The organism is SAR86 cluster bacterium, from assembly GCA_023703575.1.
Taxonomy (GTDB): domain Bacteria; phylum Pseudomonadota; class Gammaproteobacteria; order Magnimaribacterales; family Magnimaribacteraceae; genus Magnimaribacter.
In genome coordinates this window covers 1,436,595-1,457,316 of record CP097969.1, presented here as the reverse complement: position 1 = coordinate 1,457,316, position 20,722 = coordinate 1,436,595, and the positions used below count along the sequence as shown (strand labels likewise).

The following is a 20,722-nucleotide window of genomic DNA, read 5'->3' as shown; positions in this document are numbered from 1 at the left end:
TAACTAATTTAGCTTATCACAGCTAAAGGTTGCTCTATCTTCTAGCCTTATCGCTGTTAACTTATTGCCCCATGCACAACCTGTATCTAGGGCCGTTATGTTATCTTTCCCAGTAACACCATTTAATGCCGCCCAATGCCCAAAAAGTATGTGCGTATTTTCTTCTAAAATTTTAAGCTTATATTCAAACCAAGGTTTTAAATTATTGGGAGCTGTTTCAACCTTCCCTTTGTAATCCAATTCAAGGGACCCGTCGGCGTTATAAAATCTCATTCTCGTTAAAAAATTAATATTTAACCTCAATACTTCTTCATCTTTTTTACATTTATCTGGATGATCAGGTTTATTTCCGAATATTTTTTTAAGAAAATTACGGTAGTCATTACTTGCAAGATTCGAACTAAGCTTATTTGAATGACTAACCAACTCTTTTTTTGTCCAATGAGGTGGGATACCGGCATGGGTCATTACAAATTCTTTTTCACCTTCTTTTGTATCAATTGTCTTAATGAAGTGAAAGGGAAGCGATCTTAACCAATCAATTAAAAAGTTATCTTTTGAGCTATATAAAATATCTTGGAATGTATCATTTTTGCTTATATCTCTGATTGAGTTTTGCACTGCAATTAAGTGGAGATCATGATTTCCTAGGACAATATGGCATCTTTCCCTTATAGAATAAAGAAACTGAAGACAGTTCAGAGATTCAGAACCTCTGTTTACTAGATCACCACAAAACCACAATGAATCTTCAGTTTTATTAAATGAGATTTTTTTTAACAGGCATTGCAACTCACCATAGCAACCTTGCAAATCACCAATAGCATAATTTGACATCAGATGAGAGCTCCAGAAATTTTTACATAATCTTCAACTGATATATTTTCTGGTCTACATTTTCTATCTATACCTAAGTCATCTAGTTCTTCAGAAGATATAATTTTTTCAAGAGATTTTCCAACCATCTTTCTTTTATGCATAAAAGCAATACGCGTTACTTCTTGTAATCTTATTGCAACTGGATCATCTATACTTCTTCCCGCAATAGGATTAAATTTTATAAAGACACTCTCCACTTTCGGTTTTGGTGAAAAGCTTTCAGGCGAGATTAAAAAACAATACTCTGGCTTCGTTAGGTATTGAGTAATAACTGTGATTCTCCCAAAGTCTTTATTATCATTTTTAGCAATAAGCCTCTCTCCAAATTCCTTTTGTAACATAAAGTGCATATCATAAAAATTACCTAAATATTTAAAACTCCAAAACATGATAGGCGTAGATAAGTTATATGGTAAGTTTCCAACGACTCTTACTTTACTTGTAAAAATTTCTATAGGATTAAAATCTAATATGCTTTTGTTATGAACATAGAAATTTTTTTCGTCTTCTAATTTCTTTAGTTTGTAAGATAATTCCTTATCTATTTCAACTGCATGAGTGGTATCTACTCTACGCGCAAGTTGTTGAGTAATTGCTCCTTTGCCTGGTCCTATTTCTAAAAAAATATCTTTGGAATCTGGATTGATAAACTGAAGTATTTGGTTTGTAACAGCTGGATCAATTAGAAAATTCTGCCCTAAACTTTTTTTAGCTTTTGGCATTTTTAGATCTTTTGCTCATTGAGTATGCCATTTCTGTTGCTGCAAGAAGACTTGATTCATCAGCTTGACCAGTTCCAGTCTTATCATATGCAGTTCCATGATCCACAGAGGTGCGTATGAATGGTAGTCCTAAAGTGATATTAACGGTCTCACCGAATCCCATAGTTTTAATTACTGGAAGTCCTTGATCATGGAACATTGCAAGAAAAGCATCTGCCTTTTGAGTATTATCTAATTCAACAAAGGCTGTATCTGCAGAAACTGGGCCTATTATTTCTAGACCTTGCTCTCTTAATTTGTCCAAAGTAGGGCCAATAATATCTTTTTCTTCCGTACCCAAATAACCTCCATCTCCGGCATGAGGATTCAAGCCGAGCACTTTGATAATTGGATTTTCTAATTTCCAGTGATTTTTCAGAGACTGATTAATTATAGATATCGCGTTGATTAGAAGATTTTCATTTATATGAGAGGGAACTTCACTGAGAGGTAGATGAGTTGTAGCTAATGCTATCTTGATTTTCTCATTAGCTAACATCATTACAACATGCTTGGTATTACCAAGACTTGCTAGTTCTTCAGTATGGCCAGTAAATGATACGCCTCCTTCATTCATTAATTTTTTATTTATTGGACACGTTACTAATGCATTGAATTCCTTTGAAATGGTTTTTTTAACTGACTCTTCGAAAATAGACATTATGTATTTAGCAGTGCTTGATTCAGGAATACCTGGTTTTACTTCCGAACTTATAGGTCTATCTACTACCCATAAAGATTCATCAGTTAGAGAATTTGAATCTTCACCATTGTATTTCTTTATATCAACCTTAATCTTGATTTCATCAGCTCTTTCTTTCAAGAGATCTATATTTCCAAAAATTACTGGTCTATAGGCTAGTGATTTCTTCTGACCAAAAGCTTTAATGCAGATATCGGGACCTATACCAGCTGGATCTCCAGAAGAGACAGCAATTTTGGTCATGAGGTTAGTTTTATATCTACATAAGCCTCTGCTCTTAGCTCTATCAGAGTACTTTGTAGTTCTTGATCAAATTTTCTTTTAAAAATTATTTGATAGGCCCTATTTTTTTGTTCTTCTTGACTTACGTCCTCATTTCTTCGATCCATGACCTCAATGATATGCCATCCAAAAGAAGACTTAACAGGTTCGGATAGCTGGCCTATTTCAGTTGCATTCAAAGTCATTTCAAATGCAGGATCATAATCTCCAGGATTACTCCAACCCAACTCACCCCCATCCATTTTTGACCCAGGATCTTCAGAGAATTGTCGGGCAAGTTGTTTAAAATCTTCTCCTTCTTTTAATCTGTTGTAGATATCATTGATTAGCATTTTAGTTTGATTCTCTGTTCTTATTTCAGAGGGCTGGACAAGAATATGTCTTGCTAGAGTTTGATCTAGGAACTTAACAGTATTTCCTCTTTTCTCAGTTAATTTAAGTATGTGGAACCCAGCTCCACTCCTTACTGGTTGCGCTACTTCTCCAACTGTTAGTCCTGTTACTACTTCAGCAAAAAGACTTGGTAATTCTGCAGAAGTTCTCCAGCCGAGGAAACCGCCCTCCAGAGCCTTTTGTCCTGCAGAGTAAGATGCGGCAAGCTTTTCAAAACTTTCTCCGCTTTCAAGTCTTTCTAATAATGAAATTGCTTCGTTTTCAATTGTTTCTATTTCTATTTCAGATAAACCACTTTTAACAGGCAAGAGGATATGCTGAACATTATATTGCTCAGCTAGCTGAGTTCTGCCTTCTTCAGAATTGATAAAATTTTCAAGTTCCTGTTCAGAAATATCTATCTTTGCACCAACTTTACCTCTTTGCACTCTTTGGATTATTAGTTCTTTCTTTATAGTATCCCTGAAAGATTTATAAGAAGTTCCTTCCGCCTCTAGCTTCAGTCTGAATTCTTCCAAACTGAGATTATTTTGTGATGAAACTCTGGAAAGAGTTTGATTTAGCTCTGAATCACTAATTTTTATGCCGGCCCTGTCCGCAAGCTGAAGCTGTATTTCTTCAATGATTAATCTATCTAAAACTTGCTCTTCCAGGAGGTTTAAAGGAGGTAGTTCGGCTTTATCATTTTTTAATCTTACAAGTATCTCTTCAACTCTAGAATTTAGTTGAGATTCCATTATCACTCCTGAATCTACAACAGCTACGACTCTATCGATCAGCTCAATTTTCGTATAAGTATTTGTAGACACCAGAAAACCAAGCAAGATAAAGACTGTCCTTTTCTTAATTGAAATCATGATTAAAAGTATTTTTGTTAGATCCATATTTACTATTGTCTTCTTTTTTTTAGTTGTTGCAATTACTGAAATCGTCTAGAGCTCAAAACTTCTGATATCCTCTTTCCAAATCTACCTAATTCAGTTAGCTCAAAAAATAAATAAATATTATCTCTTTCCCTTTCGGAAAAAGGTCTATTTTCAATTAAATTAATATCTTCTTTATTCATTCCAAAAAAAGCATAGTAATTTTGATCAAGCCATTTTCTTTTCATTAAGCCTAATTTTAAGCAACAATTAGCATACTCTATGCCATAGGATAGATCTCTTGAATAATTTTTTTCATAATCCCTGGAGACTTTTCCAAAGGCTAAAAATTTATTTGAAAGTTCCCACTGAGAAATTAGTTCAATTTCATTTATTGGCAATCCATCATCAGACCAACCACCTATTAAATTAAGATATTTTGGTTCTCTCTTATAAGTAGATCTTATTTGTATGTTTTTTCTTTCTTCTCTTTCATAAACGATTCCTAAACTTCCTCTAGATATTTTTTCCAAGTCAGAATCAAACGCTAATGAACTATTGATTTTCAGATGACTTGATATGTCGGCTTTGAACTCAGTAACAATAGAAGATTTTTTGGAAATCTTATTATTCAGACTATTTTCTTTATCACGAAAGAATGCTCTTCCTAAAGAGAAATATCTTTCATCACCAGTACTGGCGTTATAGAAATTATGTTCAAAACCAAGAATTAATCTATTCTGCTCTAAAAAAAAATCTGAACCAGAGTACCAGTTCCTTTTGAACAAAGTATCAAAGTTTAAATTTTCAAGTTTTGAATCTATCCCTTTCTCGTAATTATTTTCTCCATCAATGTAAACATACTTAAATATCGGAGTAAGACTATGGAATTCATTTTTCGATTTCTTTTCCATATAAATTCTATAACTAAGTTCAGCCCAGTTGTATGAGTTATCAACAGGATCCAATTTAGTTCGGTACTCTGTTTCTCTTCTTCCGACCTTGAATGAAGTGAGAGAAGATCTATTTCCCTTTTCAAATAATAATGAGGGTTCGATGTATATTCTCTTTATATCTGCCTCTTTTTCTAATGGATTAAATTCTTCATCAAATGAAAATTTCGCATAGTCGGTTACTAACCTTGCGGACACACCAAAGATATTTCCTTGATATTCAACATTTAAGCGAGGTTGAGTTTTATATTCGTTGGCAGAAAAAGGATTTAAATTATGAAATTGCTTCAAACTACCTATTATTTTCAAATTTTTTGTATTGAGGGCGACGTTGAGATTTCTTTTCAAGAAATCCTTTTGTTGAGTTCCTAAGATATCGTCATTTAAGTCTTCAAAGTATAGGTCATCGCTTACGTGTTCAGTACCAATGCTGAGGTATAAGTTAGAACCTAAATTTGTTTGACTGTATACTTTTGTTGCCCATCTTTTTTTATTTTCTCCAGTTTGATCTTGAAATCTTCTATCATTGATAAAATATGAGAATGCTATAAGGCCCTCAGAATCTTGAGTAAGAAACCTTCCTTCGGAACTGATCCCGGATCCTCTTTTTTCTATATATCGTGGTGAGATTGTTAGATCATAGTTTGGAGCTAAACTAAAAAAGTAAGGCACTGATAGATCTAGTCCATCTTTGCCTTGTTTAATAGATGGTGCTAAAAACCCAGAGAATTTTTCTTTTCCTATTGCTGTCCTCGCATAAGGCAAATAAAAGATTGGTACCTCATTAACTTCAATTGTCACGTCTTTAATAACAGCATTCTTTCTATCTTCAAGAACAATTATTCTCTTGGAATTTAAATTCCAAGATAGGTCTTCCTTTTTGCAACTTGTAATTGAAATATTTAATAATTCAATATCGCCATTAAACTTGAAATTTATAAATTGAGCTTCGCCAAATCCTCTTTCCATAAAGTTATAACTAGAGCTTGAGATGTAGAACTCATTATCAATAAAATCAGCTTCCATGTTTTGAGCTTCAATAGAAAGGTTTTTAGACAACGCCTTGATATTTCCCTCAAGCTGTATGGTTTGGTTTTCACGGTCATAAATGGCTTTATCTGACCATAATTGAACAATATCAGTTTTAATAACAACATTGCCCGTTAAACTAAGAATTTCCTGATCTAAGGATTCTATAACTTCGGCGTCAATAGAATTTATCCTTAGAGTTTTGTCTTCATTTCCCTTCAAGAAGTTTGAAAAAAAAATCATAGAAGAAATGATTATCAATAAAATAAAGGAGTACTTTTTAGACATAGCACAAATTAGAGTATTTTTGGCAGTGATTGTTCCATAAACTTATTCAGATCATAAAGGAAGACCTCTTCAGATTACTATAATATTATGACAGAGATGAAAGATGACTTGTTAAATTGGGCCTTAATGCAAGGATCAAGTTTAGGATTTAAAGATATTGAAAGCTTGCAGCCTCTTAGAGAGCAAGCAAGTCTGAGGAATTATTTCAGATTTCAGACCGATACAGGAACAAAAATAGGCATGATATCTGAGCCTAATTCCAAACAAAATGAACTATTTGAGATTCATTCCAATTTTCTGAGAAAAAATGGCATTAGAGTACCCAAAGTTGAAGCTTTTGATCATCTTAAAGGCTTTATGATTTTAGAGGATTTTGGTGACAAAGTCGTTCAACTGGAAATTAATGAAGAAAACAAAGAATTCCTTTTTAAAAAATCATTACAAAAAATCCATCAACTTCAAGAAATTAAACCACCTGATGATCTTCTCAAGCTTACGCCGAAGATGTTGAAACAGCAAATGTATCTTTTTGAAGATTGGTTTTTGACGAGTTTTCTAGAATTAGATTATTCTACTAATGATAAAAAAATGCTAAATGATAGTTGGGACTTGATAGTTAAAGAGTGTTCACAACAATCACATGTAATATGTCATTTTGATTTCGAATTCCGAAATCTCATGCTTTTAGAAAAAAATGAAATTGGAATATTAGATTTCCAAGATTTATGCTTTGGACCTTATGCTATAGATCTTGTGTCTATTTTAAAAGATATAGAAAACCCCTTGAGTCATGAAGATTTACTAAATTATCTTAAATTCTATAAGGAAGGTATCAAGGGCAACAAATTAGAAGAGTTAAAACTCTCAGATCTTGAAAAGGATTTAGATTTTGCTGGCTTCCAACGTCAGTTTAGGATTTTAGGAACACTATCTAGGTTACACCTTAGAGATAAAAAATCTTTTAGACTTAAGGATTTAAAACAGACTCTAAAATATCTTCAAACAGATTTAGAAAAATATCCTGCTTCGAAAGAATTGGCTACTTTCTTAACAGAAAAAGTTGAACCAAAACTTATTAAAATTTTAAGAAATAATCCATGAAAGCATTTTTACTTGCAGCCGGGAAGGGCAAAAGACTTCTTCCATTCACAGAGGATAACCCTAAGCCATTGGTAAAAGTTGGCGGAGTTTCCTTGATTGAAAGGATTATTAAGATTTTAAAAAATACCAATATTCAAGAAATTGTTATTAATCTTCACCATCGAGGTGAAAAGATTGTGAACTTACTAGGAGATGGCTCAGATTATGGGCTCAAGATTTCCTATTCCCTGGAAAAAGAACTTTTGGGCACGGGTGGTGGGATACAAAATGCTATTCATCACTTCGAGGAACCTTTTTTTGTTCTTAGTTCAGATATATGGACAGATTTTGATTTTAATAATTTAGAGCTTAAGGATGATTTTTTGGCGCATATGATTCTTATTCCTAATCCTGAGAGCAATCCAAAAGGAGATGTTTCGCTTATTAATGGTTATGTTAGGTCTGACCTAGAAGAAAATAAATATACTTTTTCCGGAATAATGATTATTTCACCAGATTTGTTTAGTTTATCCGAGACGGGACCTATGGAACTTTGGAATGATATTCTAAAACCAGCTTCCTCAAATAATCTTGTTTCAGGTGAGATATTTAAGGGAAGATACGAGAATCTCAATACACTAGAAGATGTTGAAAGATTAGACGGTTTACTGAGCGAGGAGTAAACTTGCACCCTCATGACAACTAAAGACTACATAATCGCGCCTTCTATTTTATCAGCGGACTTTGCTCGCCTGGGAGAAGAATCTAAGAGCGTTTTAAATTCTGGTGCTGACTGGATTCATTTTGATGTTATGGACAATCATTATGTGCCCAATCTAACTATTGGGCCTATGGTATGTAAGGCACTGCGGGATTATGGAATTAAAGCGCCTATAGACACTCATTTGATGGTCAAACCAGTGGATAGTTTAATAGAGAGTTTTGCAAAAGCAGGATCAACTTATATCACTTTTCACCCTGAAGCTACTGATCATATAGATAGGTCAATAGAACTTATCAAAAGCCATGATTGTAAAGCTGGTTTAGTCTTAAATCCTGCAACTCCAGTTAGTTTAATTGAGGAGTCAATCGATAAATTAGATATGATTCTGCTAATGTCCGTTAACCCCGGTTTTGGAGGACAAAAATTTATTGATTCTGTACTTACGAAAGTCACAAAAGTAAGAGATACGATCGATAAGAAAAATTTAGATATAAGGCTTGAGGTTGATGGTGGAATTAACTTAGAAAATATTGCTTCTGTAGCTGAAGCAGGTGCCGATACTTTTGTTGCTGGATCAGCTATTTTTAATCAAGAAGATTATTCTAAGATAATCAAACAAATGAGATCCTCTTTAGAAGCTCTCTAAAATAGTGGATATACAAAAAAAAATTCCAATTTCTCGCGAAATCCTAGTCGATATGGAGACCCCTCTTAGTGTCTACAGGAAATTAGCTAACTGTTCTTATAGTTATTTGTTTGAGTCGGTTGAAGGCGGAGATAAGTGGGCAAGATACTCCCTTATCGGCTTAAAAGCCAGGAGATTAATAAAGGTTGTAAAAAATGAAGTTGTAATTCTTCAAGATGGAAAGCAAATTGAGACCATAACAATAGATGATCCCTTAGATTATTTAGACCAGCTACAGAAAAGCTTCACTCTTGAAGAAGATACAAATTTACCAAAGTTCAATGGCGGTCTTGTCGGTTATTTTTCATATGATTGTGTCAGATACATTGAAAAGAAATTGATCGAATCTGTTCCTCCAGATTCCTTAGGGACACCAGATGCATTATTTATGGTCTCTGAAGAAGTTGCTGTATTTGATAATTTAAAGAATAAACTTCATTTAATTATATTAATTGATAGAGAAGATGATCGAGATATTGCGGAGAGACGATTAGATGAGTTAGAGGAAAAGCTTAAAGAGCCTCTTATATTTGAAGATTTCAAGAAACCTGAAAAAACTATAAATGAATCTGATTTCACATCTGGATTTGGTGAATATGAATTTAAAAAATCAGTAGAGAAAGCAAAAAAATACATCGAAGAGGGAGACATCATGCAAGTGGTTTGTTCGCAGCGTATGTCAATTCCTTTTACTGCCGATCCGGTTGCGTTATATAGATCTATAAGGCAATTAAATCCATCACCTTATATGTATTATTTAAACTTGCATGATTTTCATATAGTGGGATCCTCTCCAGAAATCTTAGCAAGACTTGAAGATAATAAGGTTACGGTAAGACCAATTGCCGGCACTAGAAGAAGAGGTAAAGATGATGCAGATGATATAGCTATGGAAAAAGATATGGTTAATGACCCTAAAGAAATTGCGGAACATCTCATGTTAATCGATTTAGGAAGAAATGATGTAGGACGAATTGCTAAACCTGGAACTGTAAATGTTACTGAACAATTCGGGATAGAAAGATACAGTCACGTTATGCATATGGTTTCTAATGTTGAAGCTGAATTGGAAGACGGCTTGTCTGCCATTGATTTATTTAAGGCTACTTTTCCAGCAGGAACCGTATCAGGTGCTCCTAAAATCAGAGCTATGGAGATCATCGATGAATTCGAGCCTGTGAAAAGAGGTATTTACGGTGGAGCAATAGGATACCTTTCTTGGCAGGGTAATATGGATATGGCAATTGCAATCAGGACAGCAGTCATTAAAGACGAAGTACTCTATATTCAGGCAGGAGGAGGCTGGGTTGCAGACTCAGTTCCGGATCTAGAATGGAAAGAGTCACTAAATAAAGGTCGAGCTATTTTCAAAGCTGCAGAAATGGTACAGGAAAAACTAGAAGGTTGAGATATGTTACTGATGATCGATAACTATGATTCTTTTACATACAACCTTGTTCAATACTTTTACGAAATGTCACAGGAAGTAGAGGTACATAGGAATGATGCAATAAGCGTTCAGGAAATTAAAAATAAATCTCCAGATTATATTGTTATATCTCCTGGCCCCTGTACCCCAAAAGAAGCTGGAATATCGGTTGAAGTGATCAAAAAATTTTCAGGTAAAGTACCCATTTTAGGTGTTTGCTTAGGCCATCAATCCATTGGTGCTGCTTATGGTGCAAATATAATAAAAGCTAATGAGATTATGCACGGCAAGCTTTCGAAAATTAGTCATAATGGAAAAGGTATATTCTCTTCAGTAGAAAAAGACTTTCTCGCTACAAGATACCATTCCCTTGTTATTGAAGAATCATCACTTTCAAAAGAATTTGATATCACGGCTAGATCTGAAGACGGGACCATAATGGCCATTCAACATAATTCAGAACCAATCACCGGAATACAGTTTCATCCTGAATCCATCGCGACTGAACACGGCAAATCTCTTCTTAAGAACTTTTTGGATACTTACTAGATATGAATATACAGGAAGGAATAAGCAAAGTAGTCTCAAATCAAGATCTTCAAAAACAAGAAATGTCTTCTGTTATGTTTGAGATATTAGAAGGTAAGGCTACTGATGCTCAAATCGGTGCTTTTTTAATAGCTTTATCGATGAAAGGAGAAACGGTTGAAGAAGTAATTGGCGCAGTTGAAGTAATGAGAGAACTTTCTTTAAAAGTCAAAACTGATTTAACTCACCTAGTAGATACTTGCGGTACAGGAGGATCGGGAATTGGTATTTTTAATGTATCAACAGCTTCTGCATTTGTTGCAAGTCAATGTGGAGCAAAAGTCGCAAAACATGGCAATAGGTCAGCGACGAGGAGCAGCGGTAGCGCTGATCTTCTTGAACAAGCAGGTGTTCCTCTTGCACTTAAACCTACTGAAGTAGCAGATTGTATAAAAAATATCGGCTTAGGATTCATGTTTGCTCCAGCCCATCATAGTGCTATGAAGCATGTTGTTGGTCCTAGGAAAGAAATTGCTCAAAAGAGTATTTTCAATGTCCTTGGGCCCTTGACTAATCCCGCATCTGCTAAAAGACAAGTTATGGGTGTTTATGATAAGAAGTGGATGAAGCCCATTACAAATGTATTAAAGGAATTGGGAAGTGAACATACCATGATTGTTCACTCTAAAGATGGCTTGGATGAGATAAGTATCGCCTCTCCAACCTTGGTTGTAGAGATGAAAGATGGAGATATCTCTGAGTATACTATTAACCCAGAAGATTTTAATTTTACAACTTCTTCGCTTAATGGATTACAAGTGAATTCTCCAGAAGAAAGTCTTAATCTCGTAAAATTAGGGCTAGCTGATAAACATCCAGAAGCTTCTTCTATGATCTCGATGGCAGCTGGTGCTGCACTATATGTTTCTGAAGTATCAAGCTCATTGGAGGCGGGTATTAGATTAGCTAATGAATGTGTAAAAGATGGCGGTGGGATTGAAAAACTTAATCAATTAGTTGAATACTCCTCTAAATTCTAATGGCAAGCTACCTTGACGAAATTATAAAAGATAAACACTCAGTAGTAGCTGAGGAAGAGAGAAGAGAAAGCTTAGAAGATATCAAATCTAAGATTTTAGATTTGCCTCCAAGACGAGGATTTATTCAATCTATCCAGCAAAGAAATAATAAAGGCCTTGTATCTGTAATTGCAGAGATAAAAAAGGCTTCTCCTAGCAAAGGTGTGATCAGAGAGAACTTCTCACCTGAAACTATCGCTAAACAATATGAGGAAAATAATGCCACTTGTCTGAGCATACTGACTGACAAAAAATTCTTTCATGGCTCTTTAGAGTATCTCAAGAAGATAAGGTCTAAAGTAGAGATTCCTCTTTTAAGAAAAGATTTTATTATTAATGAGTATCAGATTTATCAGAGCAAATTATATGGTGCAGATTGTATTTTATTAATCGTATCTGCTTTATCAGATAGTCAACTTAAGGAGTTTAAAAATATTGCTAAAAGTCTAGATCTAGATGTTTTGGTGGAGATTCATAACCAAGCTGAACTGGAACGTATTCAACCAATAGATTTTCCATTTATTGGCATTAATAATCGGAATTTGAGTACTTTTGAAGTAGACCTTAAAACTACCAAAGAATTATCTCTAAATTTAAAAGACAAACTAATCGTCTCTGAAAGTGGAATAAAGACAAGAGAAGATATAGACCAAATACTCAATTACGATGTTTTAAACTTTCTAGTCGGGGAGTCTTTTATGAGAGCAGAAAATCCAGGAACTGAACTAAGAAAGCTTTTTTTCTCCCCAGAATAAACTGGAAATACAAAAAAAAGCAAAGCCAAGATAATATCTGGGCTTTGAACTTTGTTTCTTTATTTAGAAGAAAAGATTAATTCTTCTAGTGAGAGCTAGTCTCTAGGTTTGGCTTCGTTTACTCTTAAATCTCTACCACCAAAATCATTTCCGTCAAGCGCTTCAATTGCTGCTTGACCTGCTTCTTTTGATTCCATCTCTACAAATCCGAAACCTTTCGATCTACCTGAGTGACCTTCAGTGATTATCCTGACTGCGTTGACGTTTCCGTATTGAGCAAAATGAGCTTCTAATTCTTCCTCAGATGTACTCCAGGGAATATTTCCAACGTATATATTCATATTATCCTTTTCAAAAAACATAGCATAATTGCTACGCGCGCAACTATACCTGTGTAGATTTAATTAGCAATGGGTAATTTAAAAATAATTTTTTACTAAACATAATAACTGGATTTAGTCATTATTTTAGCAATGCCAGCCATTAGTTTTTTTACATTATCAGGTAACTCAACAGCACCTGATTGTAGAGCTTCTTCGCTATGATGTGCTTCGTCAATGGCCATTTGTTCTAGAATTGAAGCAGTCCTTGCGTCGCTAGCTGGAATCCTATCCATATGACTTTTCAGATGCTTAACAACTTGCTCTTCTGTTTCATGGACAAAACCTAAACTCCATTTATCTCCAGCCATGCCAGCAATTGCCCCCATAGTGAAAGATAGTCCATACCAGATAGGATTGAAAATACTTGGTTTCTCATCAAGTTCTTCAAGTCTTTTATTGCACCATGCCAAATGATCAAGTTCCTCTTCAGCCGCTTCATCCATTTTTTCTCTAGTGCCATCAAGTCTAGCCGTTAGGGCCTGGCCTCTATATAAGCCTTGAGCAGAAACTTCACCAGCATGATTTATTCTCATCAGGCTTGCAGAAATACTTCTTTCAAGTTCATTCAAAGAGTCTTTATCAATGTTTTGTGCAGGATACTGCCTCGATTCTTTCTGGTAGTTATGTGTAGAAAACTTCAAACCTTTATCGATCTCAGTGATAAATTTATCTATTAAGCTCATTTTTCTTTTTCTCTATCTATTGCTCTGTAACCTATATCTTTTCTGTAAAAAGCATCTTCATATGCAATTTCAGATATCGCATTATAAACTTTTTTTTGAGCAGATTGAATTGAAGAGCCCAGTGCAGTGACGCACATTACCCTTCCTCCATTTGAAGTTAAGCTATCTTCTTGGAATCTAGTACCGGCATGGAAAACCTTAAGATCATTTTTTTCTGAAGGGATGTTTTTAATCTTTTTATTTATTTCATACTTTGAAGGATATCCCTCTGCAGCAATCACCACTCCTAGAGATTTTTTTTCATCCCACTCAAGCGTTTCATTACTAAGATCACTTTCACATGCTTTAAAACAAAGGTCAGCTAGATCCGATTTGAGTCTCATCATTATGGGTTGCGTCTCAGGATCACCAAAACGGCAATTAAATTCGAGTACTTTTAGATTTTTATCTTGATCTATCATCATCCCGGCATATAAAAAACCAACATACTTATATCCCTCTTCTCGCAAACCATTTAGCGTAGGATAAATTACATCTTGCATGATTTTCTCATGGACAATGCTATCAACTACTGGTGCTGGAGAATATGCACCCATACCACCGGTATTTGGTCCTCTATCCTTTTCATCTCTTGCTTTGTGATCTTGTGAAGAAGGAAACGGAATAGCATTAATCCCATCGGTCATTACGATAAAACTCGCTTCTTCTCCGTTTAGGAACTCCTCTATTACAATTTTTCTTCCGGCTTCTCCAAAAATTTCAGATTCTAGCGCCAGATCTATTGCTTCTTTGGCCTCATCAATATTATTTGCAATTGTTACACCTTTTCCAGCAGCTAGACCATCAGCTTTTATTACAATAGGGCATCCTTTTTCTCTTACATAGTCGATTGCTTTAATGGAGTCGGTGAACGAGGAATATTCTGCCGTAGGGATATTATATTTTCTAAGGAAATCCTTCATGAACTCCTTTGACCCTTCAAGTTGTGCGGCTCCTTTTGATGGCCCAAAACACCTTAATCCTGATTCTTCGAATTTATCAGTTATTCCATTGACCAAAGGATTTTCGGGTCCAATGACAGTCAAGTCGATTTGTTTATTGATGGCAAACTGTACCAATTCTTCAATATCATCAGCTTGTATATCAATATTGATAATAGAATTTTCCAATTCTGTTCCCCCATTTCCAGGAGCAACAAAAATTTTTTTAACCAAGGGGCTTTTAGATATTTTCCACGATAGAGCGTGTTCTCTTCCACCTGACCCAACTATCAAGACCTTCATTTATCAATGTCTAAAGTGTCTCACGCCGGTGAATAGCATGGCCATACCCGCTTCATTAGCAGCATCAATTACTTCTTGATCGCGCATCGAACCTCCTGGCTGGATGACAGATGTGATCCCTATTTTAGCTGCGGCATCAATTCCATCTCTGAAAGGAAAGAAAGCATCAGACGCCATAGAGCATCCTTGTGTTTCAAAACCTCTTTCTTCCGCCTTAGAGGCTGCTATCTCTGCACTATCAATCCTACTCATTTGTCCGGCACCTATGCCAATTGTTTGATAATCTTTTGTATACACAATGGCATTTGATTTAACAAACTTACATACTTTCCAAGCGAAAAGACAGTTGTCTATTTCGTCTTTACTTGGTTTACGGCTAGATACTAATTCTAGATCTGCACTCGTGATAACCGCTGAGTCATTATCTTGGATTAATAATCCACCATTAACACTCAATATTTTTGGTTCTTTTGTAGGTTCACCCAATTCCTCTGTATCTAAAAGTCTGACATTTTCTTTTTTAGATAGGATTTCACGTGCCTGATGATCTACTCCTGGAGCAATAATTACCTCCACAAACTGATTTTCAATAATTTTTTTAGTGGTAGATTGATCAAGAGAGCGATTAAAAGCTATTATTCCGCCAAACGCTGATGTTTCATCTGAAGCAAAAGCTTTTTCATATGCTTCTTTAATATTAGACCCAAGTGCTATTCCACAAGGATTGGCATGTTTTACTATAACGCAAGCCGGTTCAGAAAAAACTTTCACACATTCGTAGGCAGCATCTGTATCCGCAATATTATTGTAGGAAAGTTCTTTGCCTTGTATCTGTTTGGCAGATGAGACGTTATTTCCCTTGGACTGACTTGTATTGACGTAGAAGGCTGCAGATTGATGCGGATTCTCACCATATCTTAGTTCTTGTTTAAGTTGATATCTGCCAAACAAATGCCCCGGTTTCGTTTTTTGTTTGTGGTTGAGGTAATCCGAGATAGCTGAATCATAATTTGCTGTATGGCTAAATGCTTTAGCCGCTAAATTTCTTCTAGTATCTAAAGTAAGTGACCCCTCATTATCTTTAATCTCTTGAAGTATCCTTTCATAATCATTTGGCTCCACTACCACGCCCACATATAAATTATTTTTTGCGGCTGACCTAACCATACTAGGTCCACCGATATCAATATTTTCAATTGCAGTCTCTAGAGTAGTATTTTCTTTTGCGATGGTTTCAATAAATGGATAAAGATTTACAATTACTAAGTCGATTGCTTTTATCTCATTTTCTAACATGACTTGCTGATCGATATCTCTTCTGGCAAGTATTCCTCCGTGCACTTTGGGATGAAGGGTTTTAACTCTCCCATCCATCATTTCAGGAAATCCAGTATGTTTAGAAATATCTATTGCTTTGATTCCGGCATCTAATAGGGTTTTTAGAGTACCTCCTGTAGAAATAATTTCTATCCCAAAATCATTAGATAAAGATGAACAAAAATCTACGATGCCTTCTTTATCAGACACACTTACTAAAGCTCTTTTAATCTTTGGGTTGGCAGTTTGAGCCATCTATAGTTTAGAGTAGATTATGTTCCTTTAGTTTAGTTCTAAGGGTACCTCTATTTATGCCTAATATCTTACTGGCCTTTGATTGATTATCACCACACTGCTTCATTACTATCTCTAGCAGAGGAAGTTCAACTTCTTTTAAAACCATATTGTAAATATCAGTAGGATTTTCGCCGTCTAACTGCTCGAAATACTTGTGCATACTTTTGGAAACTTGATGACTTAACTGCTTGCCTTCACCGTTGAATTTCTTTTTCTTGTTCTTTGTCACTTTACTAAATTTTCGTCATCTTTATTTACTGAAGGGATTAAGAATAATACCCAACATATTTTTTCTTTCAAGGAGTTTAGTGAAATATTGAACACTTTTTTTACGATGCCTTAAAAATAGATTTGATGATTTAATATACCCTTCAATGAGTAATAACGAATATACAAGAACATTTCTAGATCTTCCCTATATTGAAGGGGAAGTTATATCACTATATAAAAAAGATTTTCATCATGAACTTAATGTTCTTAGGAAAAGAGCTGGGGATAGGTTTACAGTTTTCGATGGGAAGGGGAGCTCGGCTTTAGCTGAGATTCTAGATATTGAAAAGAAAATTCTTAAGATTTTAATCATAGAAAATTATCCACTATCTAATAGACATGGAATTCAAATTAATTTAGGTCAGTCTCTGATAAAGAATGATCCTTTTAACTTAACAGTCCAAAAAGCTACAGAATTAGGTGTTGGGAGCTTTTCGCCCTTGTTGACTGAAAGAGTCACAGTAAATAGAACAAATGTTAATTTAGAAAAAAGAATAGAAAAATGGAATCAAATAGCTAGAGGAGCATGCGCGCAATGTGGCGAGAATTGGATTCCCGAAATAACTAAGCCTCTTAAGATCGAGGATTGGTCTTTGGGAATCAACTCAGATATTAAGATAGTTCTCTATCCAGATGCAGAAATAATGTTGTCAGAAATAGAAATAAAAGATTCTATTTCAATCGCTATTGGTCCTGAGGGTGATTTCACTCAGAAGGAGATTGGGGGTTTGAAAGAGGTAGGTTTTATTCCTGTTACTATAGGATCACGTATTTTAAGAGCAGAAACTGCAGCAATATCAGTTATAAGTGCTTTAAGATATGCTGCAAAAGAATTTTAATTCAGGAGTCAGACTAAAGATGAAGCTAGGTGTTGTTATGGATCCCATCGAGACTATTAATTTTAAAAAAGATAGTACTTTAGCGATGATGATAGAAGCTCAAAGAAAAGGTCATGAAATCATTTATATCACTCCTGATTCTTTATTCATTGATTCGGGTATTCCCTATGCAAGTTCCAATAAATTAGAGGTTAGAAATAATCCCTCTGACTGGTTTACCAAAGAAGAGGAAATAATAATTGAACTTAGCGAACTAGATTCAATTTTAATGAGGCAAGATCCTCCTTTTAATTCAGGATATATTTACAACACTTACGTTTTAGAAATGGCTGAAAGACAAGGAGTTAATATCTTTAATAATCCTAGAAGCTTGAGAGACTGTAATGAGAAGGTTTACGCCTCCGAATTTCCTCAATGTTGCACTAGGCACCTTGTTACAAGCCGAAAAGATTTTCTAACCGATTTTGTACTGGAAAATAAAGATACTGTCATTAAGCCATTAGACGGAATGGGTGGAGCTTCTATTTTTAGAGTGAAGTCTAATGATCCAAATTTAAATGTCATTTTAGAAACAATAACTGATCAATTCACTGAAAAGGTCATGATCCAAGAATTCATACCTGAAATATCTGAAGGAGATAAACGTATTCTCATTGTGAATGGAAAACCCATGAATGCTTCAATTGCTAGAGTGCCTGCAGAAGGTGAGCTTCGAGGTAATTTAGCTGCAGGCGCTTCTGCGGTTGCAAAGTCTCTATCAGAAAGAGACTTGTGGATATGTGAAGAACTAGGCCCATCATTAGTGAAAAAAGGACTTTTATTAGTAGGTCTTGATATTATTGGAGATTATTTAACAGAGATAAATGTAACAAGTCCAACATGCTTTAAGGAATACAAAGAGCTTTGTGATATTGACGTAGCCGAAATTTTTATTGAATCGGTAGAAGAATTTTCTAAATGAGCAAAGATTCTCCTAGAGTGATAATGGCTTTTGATTTTGGTACTAAAAATATTGGTATTGCGATAGGACAAGAAATAACTGAAACAGCATCGACATTTTACTCTATTCATGCAAATGACGGCTTACCTGATTGGGTAGAATTAGATATGATCGTCAAAGAATGGAATCCTGATCTATTTGTTGTAGGCGATCCACTAAATATGGATGGAACTAGGAGCAAGATTCAAGATTCATCCGATAAATTTTCTACTGTTCTCAGCAAAAGATATGATATCAGTATAGAAAAAACCGATGAGAGATTATCCAGTAGAGAGGCTAAAGAAAGGTTAGAAAATATCCAGATGGGAATAAAAGATTCAAGAAATAAACATAGTATTTCTGCACAAATTATTTTGGAAGATTGGTTTAGGGGCAAGTATTAATGTCAGGTTCTATACCAAAAGACTTCATTAGAGAAATCGTAGACATGACTGATATTGTTTCTCTAGTGGAATCCTTTTTACCCCTGAAAAAGAAAGGTAAAGACCATTTTGGTCAATGTCCTTTTTGTGATGATGGAAAAAATCCCTCATTCAGTGTCAGTGACCAGAAACAATTTTATTATTGTTTTAAGTGCAGAGCTACAGGGAATGTGATTGGTTTTTTACAGTCCTATCAAGGATATGATTTTATCGAATCCATAGAGGCATTGGCAGCTAGAGCTGGTGTGGAAGTTCCCTATGAAAATAACCAGTCATTTACAAGTGAAAAAGACCCCTTATACGCTGCATTAGAAATGGCAATGGAGATTTTTGAAAAGAATCTATCAGATTCTAAGGATTCGGAACATGTTCGAAATTACATACTTAACAATAGAAAGATTTCGAGTGAAGTCTGTAGAAAATTTTCTTTAGGATATGCTAGTAATTCATGGGATGCACTATCTAAAGAAATGCTAAATAAAGGCATAAAAGAAGAAGTTCTAATCAAAGCAGGTTTATCAAAAAAAAATAAAGATGAAAAGTTATTTGATTTCTTTAGGGATAGGTTGATGTTTCCAATAAAAGATCGGAAAGGCAGAGTGGTTGGTTTTGGTGGCAGAGTCATGAATCCCGAGGATCAACCAAAATATTTAAATACGGGAGAAACCCCAGTTTTTCAGAAAAATAGAGAACTTTATGGATTTTATGAGGCCTTAGAATTTAGAAAAGACATAAAAGAAATTTTTGTAGTCGAAGGTTATATGGATTCTATAGCTATGTATGAACATGGCATGACAAATTCAGTTGCCACACTAGGAATTGCAACGAACAGATTTCACATTCAAAAGCTATTACAAATAGTGAACGAAATAATTTTTTGCTTTGACGGTGATGATGCCGGAAGAGGAGCTGCATGGGGTGCTCTTAAAAATGTCTTACCAGCTGTAACCGATGGTAAAACGATAAAATTTTTATTTCTACCTGAAGGAGAGGATCCTGCTAGTTTGTTAGAAAAAAATTCTGTTGAGGAATTGAAAGCAAAATCTAATAATGCAACATTATTATCTGAATATTTTATAGATAGATTAACCATGGCATCTGAAGTCACTTCACTAGAACAGAAAGCTTCACTGGCCTCTAAAGCTATGGAATTACTTTCTGGCATGCAAGAAAGTTCGATTAAGAAATTATTGGAAGGCGAGGTTTCTAAGCTAACAGGTTTAGAAATTAAAGATATCAAAACTCATAGCAAAAAAATAAGTTATCCCAGACGTGAAATCAAAAATTCAAAAGCTGATCTTGGAGAAGATAGAATAAGTTATGACTCTACCTTATTGGGATCTAAAATTTTATCTTTAGTTCTAACTTATCCCTACTTGGCTAATCAGATCAATAATCTTGAAAAGTTTAGTGACTTTCATGAGCCTGAAGTTCGGCTGATGATAACAGTAGTGTCATTTTTTAAACAAAATCCTGATGTAGGTATTTCTGATCTCTTAAGCACGCTGGATAAGGAATCAGCTTCTTTCATAGGTGCATTGATTTCAACACACGATGCTATAGATGAGCAAAATGCTATTGATTATTTGAATGACTGTATATCGAAATTGAGGAAATCGGATTCCATAACAAGAATAATCGAACTAAAAGAAATATTTGAAACAGGAAAATTATCCGAGGATGAGACTTTTGAGCTTCAACAACATTTGTTGACTAATCTTCATCGACTTGAAGAGCCAGAGAAGAATCTATTAAGAGAACTTAGTCAAAAAGCTAATTAAATTAAAAGTGAGGCAT

The 20,722-nt window shown here is 34.8% G+C and carries 21 protein-coding genes; 11 read left to right on the top strand and 10 right to left on the bottom strand.

Annotation, left to right across the window (positions count from 1 at the left end; translation table 11 throughout):
- Positions 1-3: 3 nt before the first annotated feature.
- From M9C83_07420 to lptD, 5 genes are read right to left on the bottom strand one after another with little or no spacing between them, the layout of a single operon-like run.
- Entirely contained in the window at positions 4-837 is an 834-nt protein-coding gene (locus M9C83_07420; protein URQ66468.1) for a symmetrical bis(5'-nucleosyl)-tetraphosphatase, read from the bottom strand.
- Positions 837-1,601 carry a 16S rRNA (adenine(1518)-N(6)/adenine(1519)-N(6))-dimethyltransferase RsmA gene (gene rsmA, locus M9C83_07415; protein ID URQ66467.1) on the bottom strand — a complete coding sequence of 255 codons (765 nt, stop codon included), beginning with the start codon at positions 1,599-1,601 and terminating at the stop codon, positions 837-839. The genes M9C83_07420 and rsmA overlap by 1 nt, the downstream gene beginning before the upstream one ends.
- Positions 1,588-2,586: a 4-hydroxythreonine-4-phosphate dehydrogenase PdxA gene (pdxA, locus tag M9C83_07410; GenBank protein ID URQ66466.1), complete on the bottom strand. Its 999-nt coding sequence runs from the start codon at positions 2,584-2,586 to the stop codon at positions 1,588-1,590. Before pdxA ends, rsmA begins: the two co-directional genes overlap by 14 nt.
- Positions 2,583-3,902, bottom strand: a complete 1,320-nt coding sequence (locus M9C83_07405; protein ID URQ66465.1) for a peptidylprolyl isomerase — start codon at positions 3,900-3,902, stop codon at positions 2,583-2,585. The genes pdxA and M9C83_07405 overlap by 4 nt, the downstream gene beginning before the upstream one ends.
- Positions 3,903-3,937: 35 nt before the next feature.
- Positions 3,938-6,151: an LPS assembly protein LptD gene (lptD, locus tag M9C83_07400; GenBank protein ID URQ66464.1), complete on the bottom strand. Its 2,214-nt coding sequence runs from the start codon at positions 6,149-6,151 to the stop codon at positions 3,938-3,940.
- A gap of 87 nt (positions 6,152-6,238) precedes the next feature.
- Between lptD and M9C83_07395 the strand changes: the two genes are divergently transcribed.
- Genes M9C83_07395 through trpC form a run of 7 tightly spaced genes read left to right on the top strand, consistent with a single transcriptional unit; the run spans position 6,239 to position 12,431 of the window.
- Complete coding sequence (locus tag M9C83_07395) at positions 6,239-7,252, top strand: phosphotransferase (GenBank protein URQ66463.1); 1,014 nt, start codon at positions 6,239-6,241, stop codon at positions 7,250-7,252.
- Entirely contained in the window at positions 7,249-7,914 is a 666-nt protein-coding gene (locus M9C83_07390; GenBank protein ID URQ66462.1) for a nucleotidyltransferase family protein, read from the top strand. The genes M9C83_07395 and M9C83_07390 overlap by 4 nt, the downstream gene beginning before the upstream one ends.
- Positions 7,915-7,926: 12 nt before the next feature.
- Positions 7,927-8,601: a ribulose-phosphate 3-epimerase gene (gene rpe / locus M9C83_07385; GenBank protein ID URQ66461.1), complete on the top strand. Its 675-nt coding sequence runs from the start codon at positions 7,927-7,929 to the stop codon at positions 8,599-8,601.
- Positions 8,602-8,653: 52 nt separating this feature from the next.
- Positions 8,654-10,048, top strand: coding sequence for an anthranilate synthase component I (gene trpE, locus M9C83_07380; GenBank protein URQ67410.1), 1,395 nt, complete (start codon positions 8,654-8,656; stop codon positions 10,046-10,048).
- 3 nt (positions 10,049-10,051) lie between these two features.
- Positions 10,052-10,618, top strand: coding sequence for an aminodeoxychorismate/anthranilate synthase component II (locus tag M9C83_07375; GenBank protein URQ66460.1), 567 nt, complete (start codon positions 10,052-10,054; stop codon positions 10,616-10,618).
- A 2-nt stretch (positions 10,619-10,620) separates the two neighbouring features.
- Positions 10,621-11,637, top strand: coding sequence for an anthranilate phosphoribosyltransferase (gene trpD / locus M9C83_07370; protein URQ66459.1), 1,017 nt, complete (start codon positions 10,621-10,623; stop codon positions 11,635-11,637).
- Positions 11,637-12,431, top strand: coding sequence for an indole-3-glycerol phosphate synthase TrpC (gene trpC / locus M9C83_07365; GenBank protein ID URQ66458.1), 795 nt, complete (start codon positions 11,637-11,639; stop codon positions 12,429-12,431). The genes trpD and trpC overlap by 1 nt, the downstream gene beginning before the upstream one ends.
- 95 nt (positions 12,432-12,526) lie before the next feature.
- Here the strand turns inward: trpC and M9C83_07360 are convergent, their stop codons facing one another.
- The 5 genes from M9C83_07360 to fis all read right to left on the bottom strand — a co-directional run bounded on the left by M9C83_07360 (position 12,527) and on the right by fis (position 16,623).
- Positions 12,527-12,772, bottom strand: coding sequence for an RNA-binding protein (locus M9C83_07360; GenBank protein ID URQ66457.1), 246 nt, complete (start codon positions 12,770-12,772; stop codon positions 12,527-12,529).
- A gap of 95 nt (positions 12,773-12,867) precedes the next feature.
- Positions 12,868-13,497 carry a 2-polyprenyl-3-methyl-6-methoxy-1,4-benzoquinone monooxygenase gene (coq7, locus tag M9C83_07355; protein URQ66456.1) on the bottom strand — a complete coding sequence of 210 codons (630 nt, stop codon included), beginning with the start codon at positions 13,495-13,497 and terminating at the stop codon, positions 12,868-12,870.
- A complete protein-coding gene (gene purD / locus M9C83_07350) occupies positions 13,494-14,780 on the bottom strand; it encodes a phosphoribosylamine--glycine ligase (protein ID URQ66455.1) in 1,287 nt (428 codons plus the stop codon). Before purD ends, coq7 begins: the two co-directional genes overlap by 4 nt.
- Positions 14,781-14,783: 3 nt before the next feature.
- Positions 14,784-16,352 (bottom strand): bifunctional phosphoribosylaminoimidazolecarboxamide formyltransferase/IMP cyclohydrolase, encoded by a 1,569-nt coding sequence (gene purH, locus M9C83_07345; GenBank protein URQ66454.1) that lies wholly within the window; start codon positions 16,350-16,352, stop codon positions 14,784-14,786.
- A gap of 7 nt (positions 16,353-16,359) precedes the next feature.
- Positions 16,360-16,623 carry a DNA-binding transcriptional regulator Fis gene (gene fis, locus M9C83_07340; GenBank protein URQ66453.1) on the bottom strand — a complete coding sequence of 88 codons (264 nt, stop codon included), beginning with the start codon at positions 16,621-16,623 and terminating at the stop codon, positions 16,360-16,362.
- Positions 16,624-16,768: 145 nt separating this feature from the next.
- Between fis and M9C83_07335 the strand changes: the two genes are divergently transcribed.
- Genes M9C83_07335 through dnaG form a run of 4 tightly spaced genes read left to right on the top strand, consistent with a single transcriptional unit; the run spans position 16,769 to position 20,706 of the window.
- Complete coding sequence (locus M9C83_07335) at positions 16,769-17,503, top strand: 16S rRNA (uracil(1498)-N(3))-methyltransferase (GenBank protein URQ66452.1); 735 nt, start codon at positions 16,769-16,771, stop codon at positions 17,501-17,503.
- Positions 17,484-18,464, top strand: coding sequence for a glutathione synthase (gshB, locus tag M9C83_07330; protein URQ66451.1), 981 nt, complete (start codon positions 17,484-17,486; stop codon positions 18,462-18,464). The genes M9C83_07335 and gshB overlap by 20 nt, the downstream gene beginning before the upstream one ends.
- Complete coding sequence (gene ruvX, locus M9C83_07325) at positions 18,461-18,886, top strand: Holliday junction resolvase RuvX (GenBank protein ID URQ66450.1); 426 nt, start codon at positions 18,461-18,463, stop codon at positions 18,884-18,886. The genes gshB and ruvX overlap by 4 nt, the downstream gene beginning before the upstream one ends.
- Positions 18,886-20,706, top strand: a complete 1,821-nt coding sequence (dnaG, locus tag M9C83_07320; GenBank protein URQ66449.1) for a DNA primase — start codon at positions 18,886-18,888, stop codon at positions 20,704-20,706. Before ruvX ends, dnaG begins: the two co-directional genes overlap by 1 nt.
- Positions 20,707-20,722 lie beyond the last annotated feature (16 nt).